The following is a 23,019-nucleotide window of genomic DNA, read 5'->3' as shown; positions in this document are numbered from 1 at the left end:
CCCATGAACGAGGAGAGCACCGGCGGCGGCCCGTCCGTGCCGGGCAGCCAGTGGTACGACGCCGACGCCGGACCGCTCGTGCGCCCGTACGCGATGACCGGCGGCCGCACCAGGCCCGGGCCCAGCAACGTACGGTTCGACCTCATCGCCCTCGTCGTCGTGGACGACGATCCGCCAGGACCGGCCGAGGAGTCCCTCCTCGGTCCCGAGCACCGGTCCCTGCTCGCGCTGTGCCGGGCCGAGACCCAGTCCGTCGCCGAGCTCTCCGCCGACGCCGACCTCCCCGTCGGCGTCGTCCGGGTCCTCCTGGGCGACCTCCTCGAATCGGGCTTCGTACGGGTCAGCCGACCCGTGCCGCCCGCACAGCTCCCGGACGAGAGAATCCTGAGGGAAGTAATCGATGGTCTACGAGCGCTCTGAGAGCACCGGCGGGGACGACGGCGGGGACGGCGGATCGGACAGCACCGCCCTCGCCCTGAAGATCCTGGTCGCCGGCGGATTCGGCGTGGGCAAGACCACGCTCGTCGGCGCGGTCAGCGAGATCCGGCCGCTCCGTACCGAGGAACAGCTCAGCCGGGCGGGGGAGTCGGTCGACGACACGGGGGGAGTCGACCAGAAGACCACCACGACCGTCGCGATGGACTTCGGCCGCATCACCATCCGCTCCGGGCTCTCCCTGTACCTGTTCGGGACCCCCGGCCAGGACCGCTTCTGGTTCCTCTGGGACGAGCTGTCGCAGGGCGCCCTCGGGGCCGTCGTGCTCGCGGACACCCGGCGGCTGGAGGACTGCTTCCCGGCCGTCGACTACTTCGAGCACCGGAAGATCCCGTTCGTGGTGGCCGTCAACTGCTTCACGGGCGCGCGTACCTACGGCGCGGCCGACGTCTCCCGCGCACTCGACCTGGACCGGGGCACCCCCGTCGTGCTGTGCGACGCGCGCGACCGCGACTCCGGGAAGGAGGTGCTGATCCGGCTTGTCGAGTACGCCGGACGCATGCACACGGCCCGACTCCTCGACACGGTCGGCTGAGCGGCCCCACGCGACGCACGGGCCCGATCCGCACGGGCCCGATCCGCACGGGCCCAATGCGCACGGCTGGGGTTGTCGGCCCCGCGGTCCCTAGTCGGCCACGCTGGCCTGGGCGACGACCTTCTCGATGCGCACCCGGACGAGGAGTTCGCCCGGGACCGCGTTGCGCTCCCCGAACTCGTCCGCCCGGTCCTCGCCCATGTAGCGGGCGCCGATGCGGCCGGCCCAGCGGCGCAACTCCTTCGGCTCCTTGCTCAGTTCGGCTCGTCCGCTGAGCGAGACGAAGGCGAACGGCGGAGCGTCGTCGTCGACGCACAGCGCGACCCGCCCGTCGCGCGCGAGGTTGCGCCCCTTCACCGTGTCCTTGCCCGTGTTGAACACGATGTCGTCCCCGTCCAGGAGGAACCAGATCGGCACCACGTGCGGACTTCCGTCCTCGCGCACGGTCGCCAGCTTGCCGGTACGGGTCCCCTCGGACACGAAGGTCCGCCACTGATCGTCGGTCATCCTCGTCATGGCCCCATCCTGCGCCACACGCGGACACGGCGCAGTCGGCACGCGCGGGCGTGGTGCAGTGCTTGCCCTGTTCACGACAGTGCGTAAGGCTTGCGGCGATACGGCGGACCACTGCGGTACGGGACCACGGGACAGCCGGGTCACCGGGACGCACCACCCAGGGGGAGGACCACTGATGGCGTTGGACAAGGGACTGGACTGGCTGCTCGACGACCTGACGCAGCGGGTCGGGTTCATACGGCACGCGCTCGTGCTGTCGAACGACGGCCTCGTGACCGGGGCGAGCAGCGGACTCGCCCGTGAGGACGCCGAGCACCTGGCAGCCGTCTCCTCGGGCCTGCACAGCCTGGCCCGGGGGTCCGGCCGGCACTTCAGGGCCGGTCGGGCGCGGCAGACGATGGTGGAGTTCGACGAGGCGCTCCTCTTCGTGACCGCGGCGGGCGAGGGCAGCTGCCTCTGCGTCCTGAGTGCGGCGGAGGCGGACGTCGGTCAGGTTGCCTACGAGATGACGCTGCTGGTCAACCGGGTCGGCGAGCACCTCGGCGTGGCGGCGCGGCAGCCCGGGCACCCGGAGGGCGGCCTGTTCTGACGGCCGGGCCTCCAGGGCGGGCCGGGGTTGTCCACAGGCGGTTGTCCACAGGTGGTGCGCCCGCCGTCACTCTGCGTTACGTTCTTGGTGTCGGGCCTGAGCGGCCCGCGACACGGAGGACGACGGACGTACGGGGGAGGGCCGCGGCATGGCGGTGGACGACGGGGCGCGCACGGTGACGGTGACACCGGGGCGGGCCGCACAGGAACTGGAGCTGGGCCGTGACGAGTTCCGGCTCGCGGTCCAGCTGGGCCTGGTGAGGACGGTGCCGGCGGGGGAGAGCGGCCGCTGGCGGGTCGAGCGGGCCGAGCTCGACCGGCTCAGGTCCGCACCCGACTTCCCCGCCGGCCTGCGCGACCGGGTGCACGCGATCGGTACGGCGGAGGCGGCGGCGCTCCTGGAGATCTCGCCCGAGCGCTTCACCCGGCTCGCCCGGACGGGGCACGTGAGTCCCGTGCGGTTCTCCCTGAACCGCTACCGGGCGGTGGTCTGGACGTACCTCGCGGAGGACGTCGCCACGCTCGGCCGCGCCTGCCCGGCGCTGCTCAGCGGGCGACTTCCGGCGGAACTCCGCGAACGGCTCGCCGCCCACGAGGACCTGAGGCCGAGGAACTGGCGTGCGCGGCGTCTCGGCGTACTCCTCCGCGCCACGGACGACCCGTGGGCGCAGGCCGCCGCCATGGCCTCGATGCTCGACCCCGTCCAGGTCGCCGAGGTCGTCGACGACCCGTACGAGCGCGCCCACCTCGACCGTCTCCGCCCGCCGGAGCCGCCGGGAACGCCGGTGCGGGCGCCGGCGCGCGACATCGCCGAGCGGCTCGCGCGGGCCGACGACCCGGACGAGATCCTCTGGCACCGCTTGAGCCTCGCCCTCGCGCTCGACGAGGCGCGCAGCAGAAGGCCGGCGCCCCATCCGGGCGATGCGGGCCCGCTACGGGAGGGCGAGGAGCCGCCGGGCGCCCGGGTGCCCGTCCGCGTGCGCCGGCAGCCGGTCCTGACGGCGGCGCCGTCTCCTCCGCCCGGACGTTCCGGGCCGCCCGCGCGGTTCGCGCCGCCGCCGGTGTCGACCCCGCCCGGGCCCTTCCTGGTCCCGGCCGCGCGGCCGGCCGGGATCGAACCACCGCCGAGCCGGACGGCGGCCCGCGCCGGGCTCCTCGCCCGGCTCCGGCGCAGGAGGGCGGGCGGCGGTGGGCGCGTCGGCGGACGCAAGCGCCCGATGTCCTGGCCCTGACGCCCTGACGCCCTGACGGCCCCGACGTGGTCCCGGCCCTGACGGCGCCGCGCGGCGTGCGGTGCGGGCGCGGTCTGGAGAGGATGGGCCCATGCTGCTCGCCCGTGTCGCCGAGGTGTCCCGGCAGGTCGCCGCCGAGTCCGCTCGCTCGCGCAAGATCCGCCTCCTCGCCGAGCTGTTCGCGGAGGCGGAGCCCGCGGAGAGCCCCCTCGTCATCGCCTACCTCTCGGGACGGCTCCCGCAGGGCCGGATCGGGGTGGGCTGGAGCGTCCTCAAGGAGGTCGCCCCGCCCGCCGTCCCGCCCGCCGACCGGCCCGGGCTCACCCTGGAGCACGTCGACCGCGCGATGGCGGACCTCGCGGCGGTCTCCGGAGCGGGTTCCCGGGCGGAGCGCACCCGACTCGTCCACGCGCTGTTCGCCGCCGCCACCGACGCCGAACAGGAGCTGCTGCTCCGGCTGCTCACCGGGGAGGTGCGTCAGGGGGCCCTCGACGCCGTCGCCCTGGAAGGCGTCGCGCAGGCGGCCGGCGTGCCCGCGGCCGAGCTGCGGCGCGCCGTGATGCTCGAAGGATCGCTCCCCCCGGTCGCCCAGGCGGTGCTCGCCGACGGCGCCGCCGCCCTCGACCGCTTCACCCTCCGCGTCGGGAACCCCGTGCAGCCGATGCTCGCGCACACCGCCTCCTCCGTCACCGAGGCGATCGGCGACCTCGGACCCTGCGTCGTGGAGGAGAAGCTCGACGGCATCCGCGTCCAGGTCCACCGGCGCGGCGACGACGTCAGGGTCCACACCCGCTCCCTGGACGACATCACCGACCGGCTGCCCGAGGTGGTCGCGACCGCCCGCGCGGTGCCGGCCGTCGACTTCATCCTGGACGGCGAGGTGATCGCGCTCGATCCCGGGACCGGGCGCCCCGCGGCGTTCCAGTCCATCGCCTCCCGGGTGGGCTCCCGTACCGACGTCGCCGGCGCGCACGCCACGCTTCCCCTCACCCCGGTCTTCTTCGACGTGCTGGCGGTCGACGGCGAGGGCCTGATCGACCGGCCGGGCCAGGAACGGCACGAGGTCCTCGCGCGACTGCTTCCCGAGGACCGTCGGGTGCGCCGCCTCGTCGTGACCGACCCCGCCGATCCCGCACAGGTGGAGGCGGCCGAGCGGTTCTTCACCGAGACCCTGGCCAGGGGTCACGAGGGCGTTCTCGTCAAGGGCCTCGACGCGCTTTACGTGGCCGGCCGCAGGGGGCGCACCTGGCTGAAGGTGAAGCCCGTCCACACCGTCGACCTCGTCGTGCTCGCCGTGGAGCGGGGCCACGGGCGCAGAACCGGGCTGCTGTCCAACCTCCACCTCGGTGCGCGCGCGGCCGACGGCGGCTTCGTCATGCTGGGGAAGACCTTCAAGGGCCTCACCGACGCGATGCTCCGCTGGCAGACCGAGCGGCTCGGCGAACTCGCCGTGGAGGACGACGGGTTCACCGTGCGCGTGCGGCCCGAACTGGTCGTGGAGATCGCCTACGACGGGCTCCAGGCCTCGACCCGCTACCCGGGCGGTGTCACGCTGCGCTTCGCCCGTGTGCTCCGCCACCGCCCCGACAAGCGGGCGGCCGAGGCCGACACCGTCGAGGGGATCATCGGCCGCACGTGAGCGGAGGACGCCGGGCCTCGCGGGAAGCCGCCCCGCGAGGGATCCTGGAGACGTGGCACGACGAGCGCCGGCCCGACGAGCGCGGAGCGCCACGAGAGACCGGCGGGCCGCGAGGAGATGAGCGACGTGTACGACCTGCACATCGACACCGACGTGACCGTGCAGCTCAGTGGCTGCAGCCGCGAGGACGCGCAGGCCGTCTTCGGCGTCCTCGGCGGCTTCTACGAGCTGGAGGACATGGCGGCCCCCGGGCCCCAGGCGGCCGCGGGGCCGTCCCCCACCGTCTGGACCGCGACCTTCGACACCGCCGGCGGGCGCCACCAGGAGGCAGCTCCCACCCGGCTGTCCTCGCCGGTCGGGGCCACGCTGAGCGGCGGCTACCACGCCGTCAACGAGGTGGAGAAGGTGCTTGCCGCCGGCTTCGACATCCAGTCCCAGCAGTCCGTCTCCGGTGACCAGGAGACCGAGGCCCGACTGACGCTGGCCTCCCGCTGAGTCGGAGGCGCTGACTCCCCGGACGGAGCGGACGGGCGCCGTCCGGGGTTCACGTCTGCCGGTGCGCCTACCCGTCCTGCCGCCCGCCTGCACCCGCCCGCACGCACGCACGCACGCACGCACGTGCGGGCGGGCGGGTGTCCACGCTTGCGTCCGCGTGTCCGCCCGGTCATGCTCTCCTGCCGCCCGCGCGTCCCGTCTGTCCGTCGGCGCGCTCCGCTCGTGCCGGCGCTCGCGCCCGTGGCTGTGGCCGTGAAGGGGCGGAGCCCCTCCTGGACAGTCCCCCTGGGCGAGGACCCCTCGCGCCGAGATTCGAACGTATGGGGGACCCCCCTGCCCTCCCGGTATACACCGTGTGTAGAGTTCTCGATCTGCCGTGAGAGCCGCCCTGACCAGGTGGTTGCCGGCGGTATCGAAGACAGCACCGGGGAAAGCGGGTTCCACCATGTTCCGATCCAGGCCGGGCCGACGCAGGGGGACGGCCGCCGCCCTGATCGCCGCGGCGTCGTTGACGCTGACGCTGGGAGGTTGCGGGGTCGACACCGTCACCCCGCAGGACGCGCGGGGGAAGGGCGGGTCGGACGACAAGGCGGGCGCCGCCGCACGCCGCGTGGACTGCGCCAAGGTCAAGTGCATCGCGCTGACCTTCGACGCGGGCCCCGGCAAGGACACCCCCCGACTCCTCGACGTCCTCAAGGAGAAGCAGGTCCCCGCGACCTTCTTCCTGCTGGGCAGCAAGCACGTCGACCGCTACCCGAAGGTGGTCAAGCGCATCGCCGACGAGGGGCACGAGGTCGCGAACCACACGTGGACCCACCGGATCCTGACCGACCTCGACGAGTCCGAGATACGCGAGGAGCTGTCCCGCACCCAGGACGCCGTCGAGAAGATCACCGGCCGGAAGCCGACCCTCATGCGCCCGCCGCAGGGCCGTACCGACGGGACCGTGTCCGACGTCAGCCGCGAACTCGGACTCGCCCAGATCCTGTGGAGCGTCACCGCCAAGGACTACTCCACGACCGACTCCGCCCTCATACGGCAGCGCGTGCTGGAACAGGCGCACGGTGACGCGATCATCCTGCTCCACGACATCTACGACGGAACGGTCCCGGCCGTCCCCTCCATCATCGACGAGCTGAAGCGGCGGGGCTTCACCTTCGTGACCGTTCCCGAGCTCCTCGCCCCGGGCAGGGCCGAGCCGGGTGCCGTCTACCGCCCCGAGAAGGACTGGCCGGAGGGGATCCCGAAACCGGGTGAGGTGACTCACACCGCCCACAAGGGAACGCTCGGAACATTCGGGAAAGGTCGACCGTTGCTACCTATGTGACGCCCAAGGGGCCGGTCCCCAAGGTCCCCCCCATGAGGTGACCGCCCTTCGCGTCGCGGCAGAACGGCCCCGGTTGGAATCCCCCGTCCAACCGGGGCTCTGTCGTTTCCCGGACCACGCGGATGCCCCCCATCCGGCCGGCACGGCCCGCCGCCCAGCCCGCACCCCGACGCTCGACCGGCATCTCGACCGGCATCCCGACCGGCATCCCGACCGGTATCCCGACCGGCATCCGGCCCGGCATCCGGCCCGGCGGTCCCCGGGACGCGGGCCACCCGTCCGCACGGCAGGACCGCGGCGCGTGAGCGGCGTGCACCCCGGCGCGTTCGACCCGTTCGAGTGAGCCACGGCATGGCGGTCCCGCGCTCGGGCAGTGATCGTCCCGAGCGCCGATCCGATCACTCGTCGGCGCTCCGACCAGTGACGATCGAAGGGGGAACCCATGTTCCGCAGTGCCCCGCGGAGCCGCCGCGTTCTCCTGACCGCGACCGCGGCACTCCTGCTGTCCGGCTGCACGGCCGTGGGTCCGGGCTCCTCCTCCGCCCCCGCCGTCCCGGCCGCCGCGACGGCACAGGACGCGCTCCTCAAGGCCGCCGAGCACCGGCTCGTGGTCGACTGCCTGAGGGGACGGGGACTGTCCCTGACCTCCCGGCCCCGGGCCCCGGACGAGGAGCGGAGGCTCCAGGCGGCGCTGTTCGGCGCCGGCCCGCGGGAGCTCTCCGTCACCCTCGCCACGGGCGCCACGGTCACCGCCCACGAGGACGGCTGCGTCGCCGAGTCCCGCCGGCGGCTCTACGGCGACCAGCGCCGCTGGTTCAGGGCGCAGGTCGTCGTCGACAACCTCCACACCGAGGCCCAGGCGCGGGTGCGTGCCGATCCCGCGCACCAGGCGGCGCTCGCCCGGTGGACCCGGTGCGTGGCACCGGCGGGCGCCCCCCGTCCCGACCGACCCGATCCGGTCGTCGCCGCCCGCTGCGCGCGCGAGAGCGGACTCGACGAGGTGCGCGGGCGGCTGGAGGCTGCCGAGCTGCTGACGGTGCGCGCGCTGCGCCGGGACGAACTCATCACCTACCGGCAGTTGCGCGACCGCGCACTGCGGCGGGCAGTCGAACTGCCCGCCTCCACCCCACCCCAGAAAGGCGCCACCTCCTCGTGAAGCGACTTCTCGTCACCGCCGCCGCGGCGGCCCTGTTCACCGCCACCGCGGGCCTCGCCCTCGCGACCTCAGCCGGGGCGGCCGAGTGCCCGAGCGGAGAGTTCTGCGTGTGGCAGGACGCCCACTTCGGCGGTCAGCGTGCCAACTGGAGCGGGGACGACGGCTGGTGGGAGAGCTGAATCTCCGACACCGACTCCTCCTGGGCCAACCACGGCATCTCCGGACCGGGCATCAAGGACCACGTCAAGGTCTACGAGAGCGCCTGGCAGGGCGGCGGCATGACCATCTGTCTCGCCCCCGGCCAGGAGGTCGGCTACAACGGCGCGGCCAACGACCGGGGCGACTCCCACATCTGGTCGATGGGCTGCTGACCGCTCCGCCGCGTCCCCCCGCGTCGCGGAGCGGACGCCCGTCCCGCCGTCCCCGCCCCTCACCGGCGGGGACGGCGGGACGGCACCGCTCCTCAGCCCTCGTGGCCCAGCCACAGGTCGGGACCGAACACCTCGTAGTGGACGTCGGCGGCCGCGACGCCCCGGCCGAGCAGATCGCCGCGGACCGTACGGAGGAAGGGGAGCGGCCCGCAGAGGTACGCCGTGACCCCGGCCGGCAGGTCGAGCGTCGTGACGTCGGCGCGGCCCGTCCGGGCTGCGGAGTCGCCCGGCTCCTCGTACCAGAGGTGCAGTGTTCCCCCGGGCAGCGCCGCCACCAGACGCCGCAGTTCGGCGGCGTGTGCGTGGGCCGCGGGGGAACGGTCGGCGTGGACGACGACGACCGGCCGGGTCGACCCCGTGGACACCAGGTGGTCGAGCATGGACAGCATCGGGGTGCTGCCGATGCCGGCGGAGGCGAGCAGCAGCGGGCCCTCGCCCTCGGGCAGGACGAGGTCGCCGAACGGAGCCGAGACCGTCAGGACGTCACCGGCTCGGGCCCGGTCGTGCAGCCGGGCGGAGACCTCGCCGGCCGGTTCGCCGGCGACCCGCTTGACGGTGATCCGCCACTGTGGCCGGCCGGGTGCGGCGGACAGGCTGTACTGGCGGATCTGCCGTGCGCCGTCGGGCAGGGGCACCCGGACGCTCACGTACTGGCCCGGCCGGAACGGCGGCGTGGGCGTCCCGTCCGGGTTCCGGAGGACGAAGGAGACGGTGTCGGGGGTCTCCTCCCGGCGCTCGGCTATCTCCATCGACCGCCATACCTCTCCCTCGGGGACCCCGGTCCGCCGGTAGAGCCGGGCCTCCACGGCGATCAGCGCGTTCGCCATCAGCCAGTACACCTCGTCCCACGCCCGCGCGACCTCGGGTGTGACGGCCTCGCCGAGGACCTCGGCGATCGCGGCGAACAGGTGCTCGTGGACCGTCTTGTACTGCGCGGACGTCACGCCGAGCGAGGCGTGCTTGTGGGCGATCCGCGACAGCATCGCGTCGGGGCGCTCGTCCGGCCTCTCCAGCAGGGCGCCCGCGAACGCGGCTATGGCCCCGGCCAGTGCCTTCTGCTGCTCGCCGCCGGCCTGGTTCCCCCGGTTGAAGAGGTCGCGCAGGAGCTCAGGACGAGCCGCGAACAGACGGTCGTAGAACCGCTCGGTGATGCGGTCGAGCGCGCCGCCGACGGCGGGCAGGGTGGCGCGGACGATCGGGACGGCCTGCTCGGACAGCATGGGAACCCTCAATCTGGTAAATGATCTACGTATTCAAGATCGCGCGAGGCCGCACCTCGCGCGAAGGGGCGCGTCGGACGGGGGTGCGCCTCGCGCCCGTGCGCACGGCCGGCGCGCGGGCGCCTCGTGCGCGGCCGCGCGTCGCCGCCGCCGGGCGCCGACGCTTCAGGAGGCGGGGCGCGGAGTGAGGGAGAGGAGCAGGGGGCCGGTGGGGGAGTCGACCAGCTCGGCCACGGTCAGCGGGTCCAGCACGCGGTAGAACGCCTCCTGGGCCTCGCGCAGCGCTCCCCGCAGCCGGCAGGCGCTCCGCAGGGGACACGGGGGATCGCCGTCGCAGGCGACGACCTCCTCCTCGCCCTCCAGGGTGCGGGCGAGCCCGCCCACCGAGAAGCGGCGCCCGGACTCCGTGAGGACCAGGCCGCCGCCCCGCCCGCGCCGGGCCTCGACCACGCCGAGGTGCTGGAGCCGGGTGACCACCTTCGCCATGTGGGCGTAGGGCACGTCCATCGACTCCGCCACCTCGCGGGTGGTGACGGATTCCTCCGGGGTGGTGACCGCCAGGCGCATCACGGCACGGAGCGCCAGATCGGTGAACTTCGTCAGCCTCACGCCGTGACCGTATCAAACACGCATCTCGAATGCGTATTAAGGTCCCGATCGGCTCCCGTCCGCCGATCGGGAGCGCCGCCGGTGGTGCCGCCACAGCCACCATCCGCCCGAGAGCAGACAGCTGGTGGTGAGGACGATCCCCACGACGGGCCACCGCCCGCCCGCGATGCGGATGTCGGTGACGACCACCAGGAAGAGGGCGGCCGCCGGCAGCAGGACGGATCCGACGGCCCGCAGTCCCGCCCGCGCCATGTACGGATCGAGGCGTACGCCCCGGGGCGAGCGCGGGTCGGCGGACCCGACGTAGAAGACGACGGCGCGGTCCGTCATGCGTGTCGTGCCCCGGTAGTACCCCGAGGCCATGTACGGGAGCCAGACCAGGGGCGCCACCAGGCCGACCAGGAACACCGCGCCGAGCAGGGCCCACCTGCCGACCCGGACCCAGCGGCCCGCTCCGTCGTCCGGCGTGACGAGGCCGAGGAGCCGGGCCATCCGGGCGATCAGGTCCAGGAAGGCCGCCAGGCGCCCCCGGTTCCCTTCCGACCCCGGCCGGACCCCGGCCCGGTCGAGTGCGGCCCGTGCCGTCCCGGTGTCCCCGTACACCCCCTGCAGGACAAGGAGTTCGGCGGCGCGTTCCGGGGCCGCGGAGTCCCGCCCCTCGGCGGCGGCGATCTCCAGGACCGTGCGCACCTGGGTGAGGAGCGCGCCGCAGAAGGCCACCGGGATGAGCAGGAGGAACGGGCCGCCGACGAAGGCGCCCTCCGCCGTGACGGCCCGGCGCCCCCGGATCGCGATCAGGGAGCGCAGAGCGGCCGCGTCGGCCTCGGGGTGGGCGGCGCGCAGCCGCTCGACGGTCGGTCCGGCCCCCGGACCCAGGTGGCGGAGGGCGAAGGACGCGAGCGACTCCGGGAGCCTGCCGGGGTCCGCCACGACCTCCCTCAGCAGGGAGCCGGCGAGCCCGGCGGCCGGTGCCGCCCGCGTTCGCTTCCGCACCTCGGCGTGCGCCTTCCTCCCGTGCCCGCCCCGGCCCTCAGGCCAGGACCTTGGCCTTCGCCTTGTCGAACTCCTCGGGCGTGATGGCGCCCTTGTCCTTGAGCTCCGCCAGCCGTGCCAGTTCCTCGGTGGCGCTGCCGCCGCCCTGCTTGCCCGCGGCCTTGCGGATGTAGTCCTGGAAGGCGGCCTCGCTGTCCTTGGCCTGCTTGACGTCGCGTTCCCCCATGCTCCTGCCCCGGGCGATCACGTAGACCAGCACGCCGAGGTAGGGGAGGAGGATGCAGAAGATCAGCCAGCCGGCCTTGGCCCAGCCGTTCAACGAGTGGTCCCGGAAGATGTCGGTGATCACCTTGAAGAGCAGGAACAGCCACATGATCCAGAGGAAGAACCACAGCATGGTCCAGAACACGTTGAGGAGAGGGTAGTCGTCCATACCGGCGCACTCCGTTCCCGCACCGGCCGGGAAGCCGGGCATGGAGCGAGTCTCACCCAGCGCCGCCGCGCCCGCACGTCGTGGCCGCCCCGCGTGCGCGTGGCCCGGCGGTGTGGTCCCCTGGAGGGCCCGCGCCGCACGGCAGGGCCGTGCGGGCCGGGCCGGGACGTCCCTCAGGCGCCGCGCAGGGCGGCGAGCGCGCGGTCCGCGTGGGCGCTCATGCGCAGTTCGCTGCGGACGACCTCCCGCACCCGCCGGTCCTGGCCGATCACGAACGTCACCCGCTTGGTCGGCGCCAGCGAGAACCCGCGCTTGACCCCGAACCGGTCGCGCACGGCGCCGTCCGGGTCCGAGAGCAGCGGATAGCCGAGGGAGTGGCGCTCCGCGAACTCCTGCTGACGCTCCACCGGATCCGTGCTGATGCCCACCGGCGTCGCGCCGACCGCGCGGAACTCGGCGGCGAGGTCGCGGAAGTGGCAGGCCTCGGCGGTGCAACCGGGGGTGAGCGCCGCCGGGTAGAAGAAGAGCACGACCGGCCCGTCGGCCAGCAGGCCGCTCAGGGAGCGGTCGGCCCCCGTCTCGTCCTGAAGGCTGAAGTCCTCGACGAGGTCACCGACGTTCATAGAGGCCCGTCCCCGATCCGTACGTACGCCGCCACCGGCGCCTCCGGTGGCCGGCCGGTGACGTTACCGCACGGTAGGACGCGCCGTCACCCTTTCGGAGCTCCGCGGGTACCCCCGCCTCCCGCCGGGCGTTCCGGTCAGGCGCGGGGTACGGCGGGCGCCACGGCCGCGGTGCCGCGGCCGGCCCGCGCGCGCCGGTCGAGCACGGCCAGCGCGCGCTCGCCCCACCGCAGGTTCTCCTCCTCGAAGAACCGCCCGCGCATCAGCGTGAGGTACGGGCCGACGCGCTCCGCCTCGTCGAGGTACGTCTCCTCGTCCCGCCCGGCGAGCATCCGCTCCCGCAGCCGGTCGTAGCGGGCCAGCTTCGCCCGGGACGCCTCCATCCGCTGGGCCACGAAACCGCGCACGGCCGCGCTGTCGCCGCCGTCGCACGCCTGCACCTGGACCAGCAGTTCGTCCCGGACGGCGCTGGGGCGCGGCGGCGCGGACGTGTACGCGGCCAGATCCCGCAGGCCCGGCTCCGTCAGGCTGAACATCCGCTTGTTGGGACGCCGTTCCTGCTCGACCACGCGCGCCGTGATCAGGCCGGCCTCGGCGAGCTTCTCCAGCTCGCGGTAGAGCTGCTGGGGGGTGGCGGCCCAGAAGTTGGCGACGGACACGTCGAAGATCTTGGCGAGGTCGTATCCGGATGCCTCGCCCTCCAGGAGAGCTGCGAGGACGGCGTGCTTGAGCGACATTCCGACACGCTAGCAGCACGTTGAATAGTTTCCTCCGCACCTATTCAACCGGCGCTCCCCGGGTCGGACGGGGGTCCTACGCTGGCACGTCCGTCCGGCGCCTGCCTAGGCTTGAGGCGGGGGACGGCAGAGCCGAGGGGCAGCGCGATGGACAGCGACACGTTCGTCTACACCACCTACATCCGGACCACCCCCGACGAGCTCTGGACGGCGCTCACGGACCCGGACTCCACCCGCCGGTACTGGGGCGTCGCCTTCGAGAGCGAGTGGACCCCGGGCGCCCCCATGGTCTGGGACGAGACCGGACGCCGCACCGCCGACCCGGAGCAGGTCGTGCTCGCGGCCGAACCGGGCCGGCTCCTCTCCTACACCTGGCACACCTTCACGCCGGCCTGGGCGGAGGCGGTCCGCCTCGACGGGGAGGTCTACGAGCGGCTCGCCCGGGAGCCCCGGTCCAAGGTGACCTTCCTGATCGAGCCCTCGGGCGACACGGTCAAACTCACCGTCACCCATGGGGACCTGGCCCCCGACGGTCTGATGAAGGGGATGATCGGCGAAGGGTGGCCCGCGCTGCTCTCCAGCCTCAAGTCCCTGCTGGAGACGGGCGAGGAGCTCCCCGAACCGCCCCGCTGACCGGTGCGCGTCCCCCGTCGACCCGTGCCGCACGCCCCGCCGACCCGAGCGCACGCCCCGCCGACCCCCGCCGACCCGTGCCGCACGCCTCGCCGACCCCCGCTGATCCCTGCGTGTCCGCCGCTGACCCATTCGAGTCGTCTCGGCCGCCCCTGCGCCGCCACGCCCGGGCCTTGGATCATCCTTTCGTCCTTTCATCGGTTTTGATGCCGATGTCGGTGCCGTTCGCCGACGTCCTGTCGCCGCCGGAAAGGGGAGGGTGTGTCGGACGCGTCGTCACGCAGGTACGTACGGGGGTGGGGAGCGCTCTCCCTGGCGGTCGGGGCCGTCCTCGTCGGCACGGCGGCCCACTCCCCGGCCGGCCGGGCCGCCGGCGCCGCCGGTACCCCGGAGCGCACCGCGCTCGTCACGGTCGACGGCTGCGCCGCCGCCGACGGCCTCTGCTCCGCACCCCGCCACACCGTCGCCCTCCGCGGCGGACGGGTCCTCACGGGGGAGCCGTTCACGCTCGGAGCCCCGGCCACCGGACCGGTGGAGCTCGCGCTCCGCACCCCGGGTGTCCTCGCCGACGTCACCGTCACCGACCAGCGCGGCCGCCGCGTCGCGGGAACGGCGAACGCCGACGGCACCCGCTGGACCAGCACGGCCCCGCTCCCGGCGGGCGCCCGGTACGCCGCCCGCCTCGTCGTCGAGCGGGCCGGTGCCCTCGGCTCCGACCGGCACCGTGCCCGCCTGGACTTCCGTACGGCGGCGGCCCCGGCGGGCGAGCGGCTCACGGTCGTCTTCGGCCCCGACGACGGCGGCACCTACGGGGTGGGACAGCCGGTCACCGCCGAACTCAGCCACCCCGTACCGGCGGACGAACCCGAGGCCCGGCGGGTCGTGGAACGCGCGCTCCTGGTACGGAGCGAGCCCCGTGTCGACGGCGCCTGGCACTGGGTCGACTCCGACACGCTCCACTACCGGCCGCCCGTGTACTGGCCCGCCGGCACCACGGTCAGGGTGCGCAGCGGCCTCGAGGGAACGAGGATCACCGGCGGCCTGTACGGCGGCCCGTCACACCCCGTCACCTTCACCACCGGCAGCCGGATCGAGGCCGTCACCGACGTCGCCGCGCTCCGGATGACCGTCTTCCGCGACGGCGAGCCGCTCCGCACCCTCCCGGTGACCACGGGCAAGGCCGGCTACCGCACCCGGGGCGGCACCAAGGTCGTCCTCGGCAAGGAGCCGCTCGTCCGGATGCGCGGCGACTCCATCGGCATCACCCGCGGCGACCCGGACTACTTCGACCTCAAGGTCCGCTGGGCCACCAGGGTGACCTGGAGCGGCGAGTACCTGCACGCCGCGCCCTGGTCGCTCGACGCGCAGGGCAGCGAGAACGTCAGCCACGGCTGCACCGGCATGAGCACCGGGGACGCCGCCTGGCTGTTCGCCACCGTGCGGGAGGGCGACGTCGTCCGCGTGGTCAACGGCCACGGCGAACCGATGACCCCGTTCGACAACGGCTTCGGCGACTGGAACCTCGGCTGGCCCGAGTGGCTCCGCGGCAGCGCCCTCGCCTCCGGCGCCGCCGGATCCCGCCCGGGCGGCGCGGTCGCCCTCCGTCCGGCCCTGTGAGACGCCGGTCCCGGGCCCGCACCCGCCCGGGGCCGCACCGCCCCGAGCCGGTCGCGGGGGAGCTGAAAGGATGCCGGCATGGGACACGACCACGACGAGCACGAGAAGCAGGACAGGGACGCCCGGCTGGCCGAGGCGGTCGCGATGCGGGGCCGCGGCGACCGGGAGGAGGCCCGCGAGAGGCTCGTCGCCCTCGCCGCCCGCTACCCGGAGGACGCGGAGATCGCCTACCAGACCGCCTGGGCGCATGACGTCCTCGGGCTGGAGACGGAGGCGGTCCCCCACTACGAACGCGCCCTCGCGGGCGGCGGGACCGGCGACGGCGGCCTCGACGCGGACGACCGGCGCGGCGCGCTCCTCGGCCTCGGCAGCACCTACCGCTGCCTCGGCCGCTACGAGGACGCCGTCGCGCTGCTGACCGGCGCGGTCGAGGAGTTCCCGGACGACGGCTCCCTGCGCACCTTCCTCGCGATGGCCCTCTACAACACCGGCCGGCACCACGAGTCCACCAGCCTGCTGCTCCGCCTCCTCGCCGCCACCAGCGAGGACCCGTCCGTGCGGCAGTACCGCCGGGCCATCGACCACTACGCCGGGGACCTCGACGCGATCGGCTGAGAGCGGAGGCGGCCGCGCGCCGTCACCACCCCGGGAGACGACCGCCCGCCGCGGCCGCCGTCAGTCGTTCACCGCCGTCAGCAGCACCACCGAGTCGTCCAGCGCCGTGATCCCGTGCCGCTCCGTGAGCATCCGCAGGATGCCGGCCGACATCTCCTCCGCCCGGCCCGCCATCGTCAGGTTCACCCGGCCCCGGAGCACCTGGAGGCTGGCCGCCGGCGGCGCGTTGTGCTCGTCGAGGGACGTGCCCGCGGTCAGGGCGATGACGGACTGCCGCAGCACCCCGTCGTGCATGATCAGGTGCGCGCTGCGCCCGTGCGGCGCGGTGCGGGCCGCGGCCATGTGCTCGTCGGCCAGGGCGGTGAGGTCCAGCTTCATGACTCTCCCTGCGGGATGCGCGGGCGGATGTCCCCAGCCTCCCGTGTGGCGTCCGGGGCGCAACTCGGGACGGCCCGTCGCGCCGAGCGCACCGCCGCGGTGCCGCCGACGGCGACGAGCGTCCCGGCGCCGAGCAGCGCGGCGGACCAGCCGTGCTCGGCGTACAGCCACGACCCGGCGAGTGAACCGACCGCCCCGCCTCCGAAGGAGGCCAGCATGAACACCGTGTTGACCCGGGCGGCCACCGCGCGACCGATGCCGAAGATCCTCGCCTGATGGGCGATCTGCCCCGCGCCGACCCCCACCACCAGCAGGTTCGCCCCCGCGACCAGACCGGCGGGGGAGTACGGCGCCAGCCCGGCCACGGTGACCCCGAGCCCCGCGAGCCCCAGGCCCGCGACGCTCACCCGAGACGCCCCGTAGCGGTCGGTGAGCGGCCCCGCCGAGGCCGAGAGCAGCGCGGCGGGCAGCGTCAGCACGCCGAAGAGGCCGGCCGCGCCGGGGCCGTACCCCAGCGGCGGAGCCGCCAGGTGGAAGGCGAGCACCGCCCAGAAGACGCTGAAGGCGCCGAAGAGGCAGGCCCCGAGCAGGGCCGAGACGCGCAGCGCGCGGTGGGCGGCCAGCAGCCCGGGCAGTCCGGCGAGCACCCGGGCGTAGGAGACCCGACCGGGCGGCCCCAGCCGCTCGGGCAGGTGGCGCGGCAGGACGACCAGCACGGCCGCCGTCGCCGCGGCGGCCACGAGGTACGCGGCCCGCCAGCTGCCGCTCGCGTCGGTCACGGCGCCCGAGACCGTACGGGAGAGGGTCGAGCCCAGCGTGAGGCCGAGCCCGACCAGTCCGACGACCCGGCCCCGCCGCCCGGGACCCGCGAGCACGGCGGCGACGGGGGTGAGGATCTGGGGGAGCACCGTGGTCGTCGACAGGGCGAGCGTCGCCAGCGCCAGGGTGAGCACGCCGGGTGCCGCGGCCGCGCCGAGCAGGGCGGCGGTGGTCAGGGCGAGCAGGACCGAGGTCAGACGCCGGAGCCGCGCGGTGTCGGCCAGCGGGACGAGCAGCAGGATGCCCAGCGCGTACCCGACCTGGGCGGCGGTGGCGATCAGCCCCGCCGTGCGCTGGGAGACGTCGAGGCTGCGGGCCACCGCCGCGAGGAGCGGCTGGGGGAAGTAGATGTTGGCGACGGTGACGGCGCCGGCGACGGCGAGGAGGAGGACGTTCACCCGGACCGGCGTCGCGGGCGCGGGGGAGGCGGGCGATGCGGGGGCGTCGGTGGTGCGAGGGGCCACGGAGTCTCTTCCGTTCCGGGGGCGGGACTCCTCCAGGCTCCCCGCCGCGGCACCGGGGGAACAAGCTGTCATCATGGAACCGGCGTTGAGCCGCACTCAACGATCAGAGGGGCCGCGCCCGAGCGGTCGCGGGGGAGGAACCGTGCTCGAACGGTACGAACTGGAGACGTTCCTCGTGCTCGCCGAGGAGCTCCACTTCGGACGCACCGGGGAGCGTCTCGGCGTCTCCACCGGCCGTGTCAGCCAGACCGTGAAGAAGCTGGAGCGCCGCTTCGGCACCCCGCTCTTCGCCCGCACCAGCCGCAGCGTCGCCCTCACCCCGGTCGGCCGGCGCCTGTACGAGGACCTCCTGCCCGCCTACCGGCAGCTCCGCGCGGCCGTGGAACGCGCCACCGAGGCCGGACGGGGTGCGCGCGGCCGCCTGCGGGCCGGCTTCGGAACACCCTGGGACGCGGAACTCCTCACGGCCGCCGCGGAAGCCCTCCGCCGCGACCGCCCCGGCTGCGAGGTCAGCGTCCGCGAGGTGCCCCTCGACGGGGGAGTCAGGCCCGTCCTGGACGGCGACCTCGACATCCAGCTGGCCGCCTTCCCGGTGCGCGAGCCCGGGCTGACCACCGGTCCCGTCGCGGTCCGCGACGACCGGGTCCTGCTGCTGCCCGCCTCCCATCCGCTGGCCGGACGGACCTCCCTCGGCGTCGACGACCTCGCCGGACTGCCCCTGATCACCACCGAGGGCGCCCATCCGCGCCACTGGCTCGACCACCACTACCCCCGGCGCACCCCGTCCGGGGCTCCGATCCCCAGGGGGCCGGTCGCGGCCACCTGGCAGGAGGTCCTCTCCCATGTGACCGCGGGCCGGGGCGTCACCCCGGGCGCGGCCCGCGGCGCCCGCTACCACCCGCGCCCCGGCATCGCCTACGTCCCGCTGCGGGACGCCCCGCCCCTCGAGTACGGCCTGGTCTGGCCCACCGCAGCCGAATCGGCCCTGATCAGGACGTTCGTCGCGGCGGTCGGGACGGTGCGGGAGGAGTGACCCGCGCCCGGCCGGTCGCCGGCGCCCGCCTCCGGGGACGTCGTCGAGTCGGCGCAGGGAACACCGGCGGTACGCGGCCCCCCAGTCCGTCTCTTCCTGATCTTGCCTGACCCGCGCCGCCCGGCACCGCACCTCGCCGCGTTGTCGAGGTACCCGGGTACGTCCCCCGTACGCGGGTACCTCTCCGCCTTGCGAGGCAGGGCACCGGACGACGCGGGCTCGACCGGCGAGAGATCCGAAAGAGACGGCCTAGCCGATCGTCACCACCCGCGCCCAGTCGGGCGGGGTGTCCGGCTCGTAGTCGGGATCGTTCTCGATCCACGGCCCGTGGCCCGGTCCGGAGCGCGGGAACAGCCCCACCACCGTCCGGCACGGCGGCCGTTCCTCCGGCCAGGGCGTCTGGCCGTCCGTCAGGACCACGATGACGTCGGGCCGGGGCACCGTGCGCAGCGCCCGGGAGAAGCCGGTCCGCAGATCCGTACCGCCGCCGCCCACCAGGGGGATGCCCTCGGCGCTGCACAGGGGATGCACCGTACGGGCCGCCGCGTCGCAGGACATCACCGTCACCAGGTCGCGGCGCCCGCCCACGGCCCGGGCGATCGCGGCCACTTCGAGGAGCGCGCCGCCGAGCTCCGCGTCGCTCACCGAACCGGAGGTGTCCACGATCACCGAGACCCGGGGCGGTCGCCGCCGAAGGCTGGGCAGCACCACGCCCGGCAGGCCCGCCGAGCGCCGCGACGGCCGCCCGTACGAGTAGTCCTCGCCCGCCCCGGACGCGGACGCCGCCGAGCGGACCGCCGCCCCCAGCAGGTCCCGCCAGGCCTGCGGCGGGTGGAAGACCTCCTCCGCCCACCGCTTCCACGCCTTCGGCGTGTTCCCGGGGCGGCCCTTGACGGCCTGCGCCACCCGGAACCGCACGGCGTCCCGCTGCTGCTCGCTGAGGCCGTCCGCGCCGTCGGCCCCCAGGTCCCACGCGCGGTCCAGTCCGTCGGCGCCGCTGCCGCAGTCCAGCCAGGCGAGGTGCTCCATGCCGGAGCCGAACCCGATCCGGGGCAGGTAGTCCTCCATCAACTCGCCGGAGGGGAGCCCGAGCGCATCCGGGGTGACCGCGTCCTCCGGCATGACGAGCCCGTCCCCGAACACGTCGTCGTTGATCTCGCAGTCCGCCGCGATGTTCATCAGCAACCGGGCGCCCGGTCCGGTCAGGCCGCGCTCCCGGGCGACCCGGTCGCCGCGCCCGTGGTGGTCCCGCAGGAGGTGCGACACCTCGTGCACCCAGACCCCGGCGAGCTCCTCCACGGGCGTCCGCCGCACGAACACCGGCGACACGTAGCACCGCCAGTGCCGGTCGACGGCCATGGTCGGGACGCGCCGGGACTCCACGACGTGCAGGGCGAACAGCGCGGTCGCCAGATAGGGCCGGGCCCGGACGGCGTACAGCCGCGCAGCGAAGAGCTTGTCCAGGTCGAGGCCGGGGCCGCCCGGCTCGGCTGCCGCGCCGCCCTGCGTGGCCGCGTCGGCGCCGGTGACCGGGCTCATCGCGCGCTCGCGGAGGACGCCGGGCGGCCCATCCGCCGTGCGCCGGTCCCGACCAGGGCCGCCGCCTCGTCCGCGCGCCGGGACAGGGAGACCGCCCCCGCGAGGCGTTCGATGGCGGGCGGGACGTCCCAGTCCGCACGGCGGAGCGAGGCGAGCGTGGTCGCCGGGACGACGACCAGGTCCGGCGCGCCGGTCTCCGCGGCCCGGGCGAGCAGCGCCCACGCGGCCTCCCAGCGGGCCTTCTCCGGGCGCGCGCCGACCGCGGACACCACGCCGTCGAGCGCGGCCTGGCGCAGGTCGCCCCGCTCGGGCAGCTCGGCGCCGGCCGGGTCGGCCAGCAGCACCTCGGGGTCCGGCAGCTCCATGCGGTCCAGGTGGGCGAGGAGTTCGAGGCCCGGGCCGTCCCCGACCGTGCCCCTGACGAGCAGCGAGAGCACCTCGCGGGAGGAACCCGCGGCGGTCGCGAAGGCGAGGAGACGCAGACTCATCTCCCAGCTGCGCGGGGACGGCCAGGCGCCGCCCCGCCGGGCCTCCCCGCCGGGCAGCCGGTGCACCAGCGTGGGGCGGGTGGCGAGCAGCCCGCACACGGCGCGTCGGGCGAAGTCCACCGCCTGCGGGAGGAGTTCCGGGTCGAGCCGGGGCAGCGTCGCCCGCGGCCAGGTGCCGCCGAGGCCGCGGACGACGACGTCGTGGTCGTGGGTCCACTGGAGGTGCACGAAGCGGTTCGCCAGCGGAGGGCTCAGCTCCCAGCCGTCCGCCGCCGAGGCGCGCGGGTTGGCCGCGGCCACGATGCGCACCGCGGACGGCAGCCGGAGCGCGCCGACCCGCCGCTCCAGGACGAGCCGGAGCAGGGCCGCCTGCACGGCCGGCGGAGCCGTCGACAACTCGTCGAGGAACAGCAGACCGCGGCCCTCCCTCACGAGCCGCACCGCCCAGTCCGGCGGGGCCATCGGCACGCCCTGCTCGGCCGGGTCGTCCCCGACGACGGGCAGGCCGGAGAAGTCGGACGGCTCGTGGACGCTGGCGATGACCGTCGTCAGCGGAAGGTCGAGGGACTCGGCGAGCCGGGTCAGCGCGGCCGTCTTGCCGATGCCCGGTTCTCCCCAGAGCAGTACGGGCAGGTCGGCGGCGACCGCGAGCGTCAGGGCCTCCAGCTGGTCGTCCGGGCGCGGTTCGGTCGTGGAGTCGCGCAGCAGGGCGAGCAGGGCGTCCGCGATGTCGAGCTGGCCGGGGGCAGGGGTGCTCAAGGGCATGGGTGATCACCTGTGGGTCGTCGGTGGGGCGGACCGGCGCTGCCGTGGTGGTCGGCGGCACCGGCGCACACCGGTGGTGGGAAGAGGACGTGCGGTACCGGCGCGGATGCCGGTGTCGCGCGGGTCAGCGGGAGCGGTCGGGGCGGGTGCGACGGTTGCGGGGACGCTCGGGGCCGGGCGGGCCCGTGCGGGTCGGCCCCGGGCCGTACAGGTCCGCCCGGTACAGCCCGTACGCGATGCGCCGCCGGGCGGCGGACTCCAGGGCGTCCCGCAGCGCGCCGTTGCGCAGCGCCGCGCCGGGACCCAGCAGGCCCTCGACGACGGCCAGCGCGCCCGCGATGTCGCCGTGGTCCAGGCGCTCTTGGACGCCGGTGAGGGCGTCAGGCCGCCGGTGGGCCTCGTCGATGGCCTGGAGGCAGGGGAGCGGCGGGCCGCCGAGGGCGACCAGCAGCTCCTCCCGCCGGATCTCGGCGGGCCCGTGGTCGAGCGGGGCCAGGACGCCGTCGGAGAAGCCGATGCGGTGCGCGACTCCCCCGCAGTCCACCAGGCGTGGCCGCCCGGGCGGGTCGGCCGTCCGGGCGGGTCCCGCGGCCGGTCGGCCGGGCACGAGCGCCGCGGCGACCAGGGGGTGCAGCCGCCCGGCCTCGATGAGTCCGGCGCGCAGCAACGCGAGGTCGGGCGGTACCCAGGTCGCCGCGTCGGGAAGCGTGGGCAGCGCCTCCACCGCCCCGCGGGGAGCGGGCAGGGTCGAGACGGGACCGCCGTCCGGCGGCAGGTCGAGCACCAGGTGCCGGCGGGCCCCGAGCCGTACCCCGACCCGCCCGGAGCCCCGGCCCTCCGACGCGAGGAGGATCCCGGCCTCCGCCGCCCAGCGGTCGACGGCCCGGTCGGCCGCATCCTCGTCCGGCAGCGGCGGATCCGGCGGCGGCACGGTGTCGGCCCCGGAACGGAGCCGCAGTTCGCCGCTGCGGGTCGCGTCCCAGAGGTGACGGTGCAGATCCAGGCGGTACCGCCGGCTCGGCCGCGGATGCGGATGCCGGCGCTCGCCCTCGGAGGACCGCGAACCGTCCCACAGAGCGAGGCTCAGCCGCTGACCGGCGTCCGCCCAGGCGGGCGCGGTCCGCACCACGAGGAAGAGCGGCGGCGAGGAGGCGTCGCCCGGGGGCGCGGCACCCGAGTCGTCCTCCCCCAGGGCCCCGTAGCGTGCCAGCGGCACGGTGAGGCCCGGGCGCAGGAGTCCGTCGGGAGCGATTCGCGGCATGTGCCAGCGCAGCAGGTCGGGAGCGAGTCGCCGGAGGTCGGCCTTGACGAGGGCGGCGCGTTCCCGCCCGTACGCGCGGGAGGCGGAGCGCAGGTCGAGGTCGACGTCGACGCGGGCCGCGGCGCAGGCGCCCGCCCAGTCGCCGACGGAACGGCGGCGGCCGGCGGTCTCGATCATGGAGGGCGGCACGGCGAACTCGCGCACGCGCAGCCAGAGGGAATGGCGGGTGTCGCCGTTCGCGCGGGAAGTGAGCATCAGCACTCACCTTGCGCGGACGGGACCCCCGATCTGAGAGCAGAGGAAGTCGTCATCACGATGATCGTATCGAGCGCCGCACCCCGGGGCCAGGTGTATTCCCGGGGACGCCGAGGCACGGCG

General features: G+C 75.0%; 24 protein-coding genes and 1 pseudogene. 13 read left to right on the top strand and 12 right to left on the bottom strand.

The annotated features are described in order from the left end of the window. The first annotated feature begins 3 nt into the window (after positions 1 to 3). Complete coding sequence (locus ACY0MR_RS02390) at positions 4 to 420, top strand: DUF742 domain-containing protein (protein WP_361858066.1); 417 nt, start codon at positions 4 to 6, stop codon at positions 418 to 420. Further along, complete coding sequence (locus tag ACY0MR_RS02385; protein WP_388799874.1) at positions 401 to 1,030, top strand: GTP-binding protein; 630 nt, start codon at positions 401 to 403, stop codon at positions 1,028 to 1,030. Before ACY0MR_RS02390 ends, ACY0MR_RS02385 begins: the two co-directional genes overlap by 20 nt. A 90-nt stretch (positions 1,031 to 1,120) precedes the next feature. Here ACY0MR_RS02385 and ACY0MR_RS02380 read toward each other — a convergent pair whose 3' ends face one another. Then, positions 1,121 to 1,546, bottom strand: a complete 426-nt coding sequence (locus ACY0MR_RS02380) for a PPOX class F420-dependent oxidoreductase (RefSeq protein WP_473558721.1) — start codon at positions 1,544 to 1,546, stop codon at positions 1,121 to 1,123. Between the two features lie 175 nt (positions 1,547 to 1,721). Between ACY0MR_RS02380 and ACY0MR_RS02375 the strand changes: the two genes are divergently transcribed. The 7 genes and pseudogenes from ACY0MR_RS02375 (at position 1,722) to ACY0MR_RS02345 (ending at position 8,354) form a co-directional block, all read left to right on the top strand. Then, positions 1,722 to 2,135, top strand: a complete 414-nt coding sequence (locus ACY0MR_RS02375) for a roadblock/LC7 domain-containing protein (RefSeq protein ID WP_361858057.1) — start codon at positions 1,722 to 1,724, stop codon at positions 2,133 to 2,135. A gap of 148 nt (positions 2,136 to 2,283) precedes the next feature. Continuing rightward, complete coding sequence (locus ACY0MR_RS02370; RefSeq protein WP_473558719.1) at positions 2,284 to 3,366, top strand: DUF6397 family protein; 1,083 nt, start codon at positions 2,284 to 2,286, stop codon at positions 3,364 to 3,366. A gap of 91 nt (positions 3,367 to 3,457) precedes the next feature. Beyond that, the gene (locus ACY0MR_RS02365) at positions 3,458 to 5,005 is read left to right on the top strand and encodes an ATP-dependent DNA ligase (RefSeq protein ID WP_473558717.1); all 1,548 of its coding nucleotides are present in this window, start codon (positions 3,458 to 3,460) and stop codon (positions 5,003 to 5,005) included. Between the two features lie 117 nt (positions 5,006 to 5,122). Beyond that, positions 5,123 to 5,500: a hypothetical protein gene (locus ACY0MR_RS02360; RefSeq protein WP_388799887.1), complete on the top strand. Its 378-nt coding sequence runs from the start codon at positions 5,123 to 5,125 to the stop codon at positions 5,498 to 5,500. 445 nt (positions 5,501 to 5,945) lie between these two features. Beyond that, positions 5,946 to 6,827, top strand: a complete 882-nt coding sequence (locus ACY0MR_RS02355; RefSeq protein ID WP_473558714.1) for a polysaccharide deacetylase family protein — start codon at positions 5,946 to 5,948, stop codon at positions 6,825 to 6,827. A 442-nt stretch (positions 6,828 to 7,269) separates the two neighbouring features. Beyond that, positions 7,270 to 7,983, top strand: a complete 714-nt coding sequence (locus tag ACY0MR_RS02350; protein ID WP_473558712.1) for a hypothetical protein — start codon at positions 7,270 to 7,272, stop codon at positions 7,981 to 7,983. Then, positions 7,980 to 8,354, top strand: a pseudogene (locus tag ACY0MR_RS02345) (peptidase inhibitor family I36 protein). The gene ACY0MR_RS02350 and the pseudogene ACY0MR_RS02345 overlap by 4 nt, the downstream one beginning before the upstream one ends. Before the next feature lie 92 nt (positions 8,355 to 8,446). Here ACY0MR_RS02345 and ACY0MR_RS02340 read toward each other — a convergent pair. The 6 genes from ACY0MR_RS02340 to ACY0MR_RS02315 form a co-directional block, all read right to left on the bottom strand. Continuing rightward, complete coding sequence (locus tag ACY0MR_RS02340; protein WP_473558710.1) at positions 8,447 to 9,634, bottom strand: globin domain-containing protein; 1,188 nt, start codon at positions 9,632 to 9,634, stop codon at positions 8,447 to 8,449. Positions 9,635 to 9,799: 165 nt separating this feature from the next. Continuing rightward, on the bottom strand, positions 9,800 to 10,243 hold the full coding sequence (locus ACY0MR_RS02335; protein ID WP_361858035.1) for an RrF2 family transcriptional regulator: 444 nt from the start codon (positions 10,241 to 10,243) through the stop codon (positions 9,800 to 9,802). A 36-nt stretch (positions 10,244 to 10,279) separates the two neighbouring features. Continuing rightward, positions 10,280 to 11,236, bottom strand: coding sequence for a hypothetical protein (locus ACY0MR_RS02330; RefSeq protein WP_404081243.1), 957 nt, complete (start codon positions 11,234 to 11,236; stop codon positions 10,280 to 10,282). Positions 11,237 to 11,273: 37 nt separating this feature from the next. Next, positions 11,274 to 11,669 (bottom strand): SHOCT domain-containing protein, encoded by a 396-nt coding sequence (locus tag ACY0MR_RS02325; RefSeq protein WP_361858029.1) that lies wholly within the window; start codon positions 11,667 to 11,669, stop codon positions 11,274 to 11,276. 173 nt (positions 11,670 to 11,842) lie between these two features. Continuing rightward, entirely contained in the window at positions 11,843 to 12,292 is a 450-nt protein-coding gene (locus ACY0MR_RS02320; RefSeq protein WP_404081240.1) for a peroxiredoxin, read from the bottom strand. Between the two features lie 137 nt (positions 12,293 to 12,429). Beyond that, positions 12,430 to 13,029, bottom strand: a complete 600-nt coding sequence (locus ACY0MR_RS02315) for a PadR family transcriptional regulator (RefSeq protein WP_473558707.1) — start codon at positions 13,027 to 13,029, stop codon at positions 12,430 to 12,432. Positions 13,030 to 13,176: 147 nt separating this feature from the next. On the opposite strand from ACY0MR_RS02315, the gene ACY0MR_RS02310 reads away from it, so the two are divergent. The 3 genes from ACY0MR_RS02310 to ACY0MR_RS02300 all read left to right on the top strand — a co-directional run bounded on the left by ACY0MR_RS02310 (position 13,177) and on the right by ACY0MR_RS02300 (position 15,894). Further along, positions 13,177 to 13,662, top strand: a complete 486-nt coding sequence (locus ACY0MR_RS02310; RefSeq protein WP_388799913.1) for an SRPBCC family protein — start codon at positions 13,177 to 13,179, stop codon at positions 13,660 to 13,662. A gap of 261 nt (positions 13,663 to 13,923) precedes the next feature. Beyond that, the gene (locus tag ACY0MR_RS02305; RefSeq protein WP_473558704.1) at positions 13,924 to 15,279 is read left to right on the top strand and encodes a L,D-transpeptidase; all 1,356 of its coding nucleotides are present in this window, start codon (positions 13,924 to 13,926) and stop codon (positions 15,277 to 15,279) included. A 78-nt stretch (positions 15,280 to 15,357) separates the two neighbouring features. Then, a complete protein-coding gene (locus ACY0MR_RS02300; protein ID WP_473558702.1) occupies positions 15,358 to 15,894 on the top strand; it encodes a tetratricopeptide repeat protein in 537 nt (178 codons plus the stop codon). A 60-nt stretch (positions 15,895 to 15,954) separates the two neighbouring features. On the opposite strand, the gene ACY0MR_RS02295 is transcribed toward ACY0MR_RS02300, so the two are convergent. Further along, a complete protein-coding gene (locus tag ACY0MR_RS02295; RefSeq protein ID WP_388799921.1) occupies positions 15,955 to 16,272 on the bottom strand; it encodes a cupin domain-containing protein in 318 nt (105 codons plus the stop codon). Continuing rightward, entirely contained in the window at positions 16,269 to 17,555 is a 1,287-nt protein-coding gene (locus ACY0MR_RS02290) for an MFS transporter (RefSeq protein ID WP_473558699.1), read from the bottom strand. The genes ACY0MR_RS02295 and ACY0MR_RS02290 overlap by 4 nt, the downstream gene beginning before the upstream one ends. A 142-nt stretch (positions 17,556 to 17,697) precedes the next feature. On the opposite strand from ACY0MR_RS02290, the gene ACY0MR_RS02285 reads away from it, so the two are divergent. Beyond that, entirely contained in the window at positions 17,698 to 18,588 is an 891-nt protein-coding gene (locus ACY0MR_RS02285) for a LysR family transcriptional regulator (protein WP_451060957.1), read from the top strand. Positions 18,589 to 18,837: 249 nt separating this feature from the next. Here ACY0MR_RS02285 and ACY0MR_RS02280 read toward each other — a convergent pair whose 3' ends face one another. From ACY0MR_RS02280 to ACY0MR_RS02270, 3 genes are all read right to left on the bottom strand, one after another. Then, positions 18,838 to 20,127, bottom strand: coding sequence for a vWA domain-containing protein (locus ACY0MR_RS02280; RefSeq protein ID WP_473558696.1), 1,290 nt, complete (start codon positions 20,125 to 20,127; stop codon positions 18,838 to 18,840). Further along, entirely contained in the window at positions 20,124 to 21,380 is a 1,257-nt protein-coding gene (locus ACY0MR_RS02275) for an AAA family ATPase (RefSeq protein WP_388799933.1), read from the bottom strand. The genes ACY0MR_RS02280 and ACY0MR_RS02275 overlap by 4 nt, the downstream gene beginning before the upstream one ends. A gap of 124 nt (positions 21,381 to 21,504) precedes the next feature. Further along, the gene (locus tag ACY0MR_RS02270; protein WP_473558694.1) at positions 21,505 to 22,896 is read right to left on the bottom strand and encodes a hypothetical protein; all 1,392 of its coding nucleotides are present in this window, start codon (positions 22,894 to 22,896) and stop codon (positions 21,505 to 21,507) included. Positions 22,897 to 23,019 lie beyond the last annotated feature (123 nt).

The sequence above is a fragment of the Streptomyces sp. JN8 genome (assembly GCF_055808075.1).
This window is presented reverse-complemented; position numbering and strand designations above follow the sequence as displayed.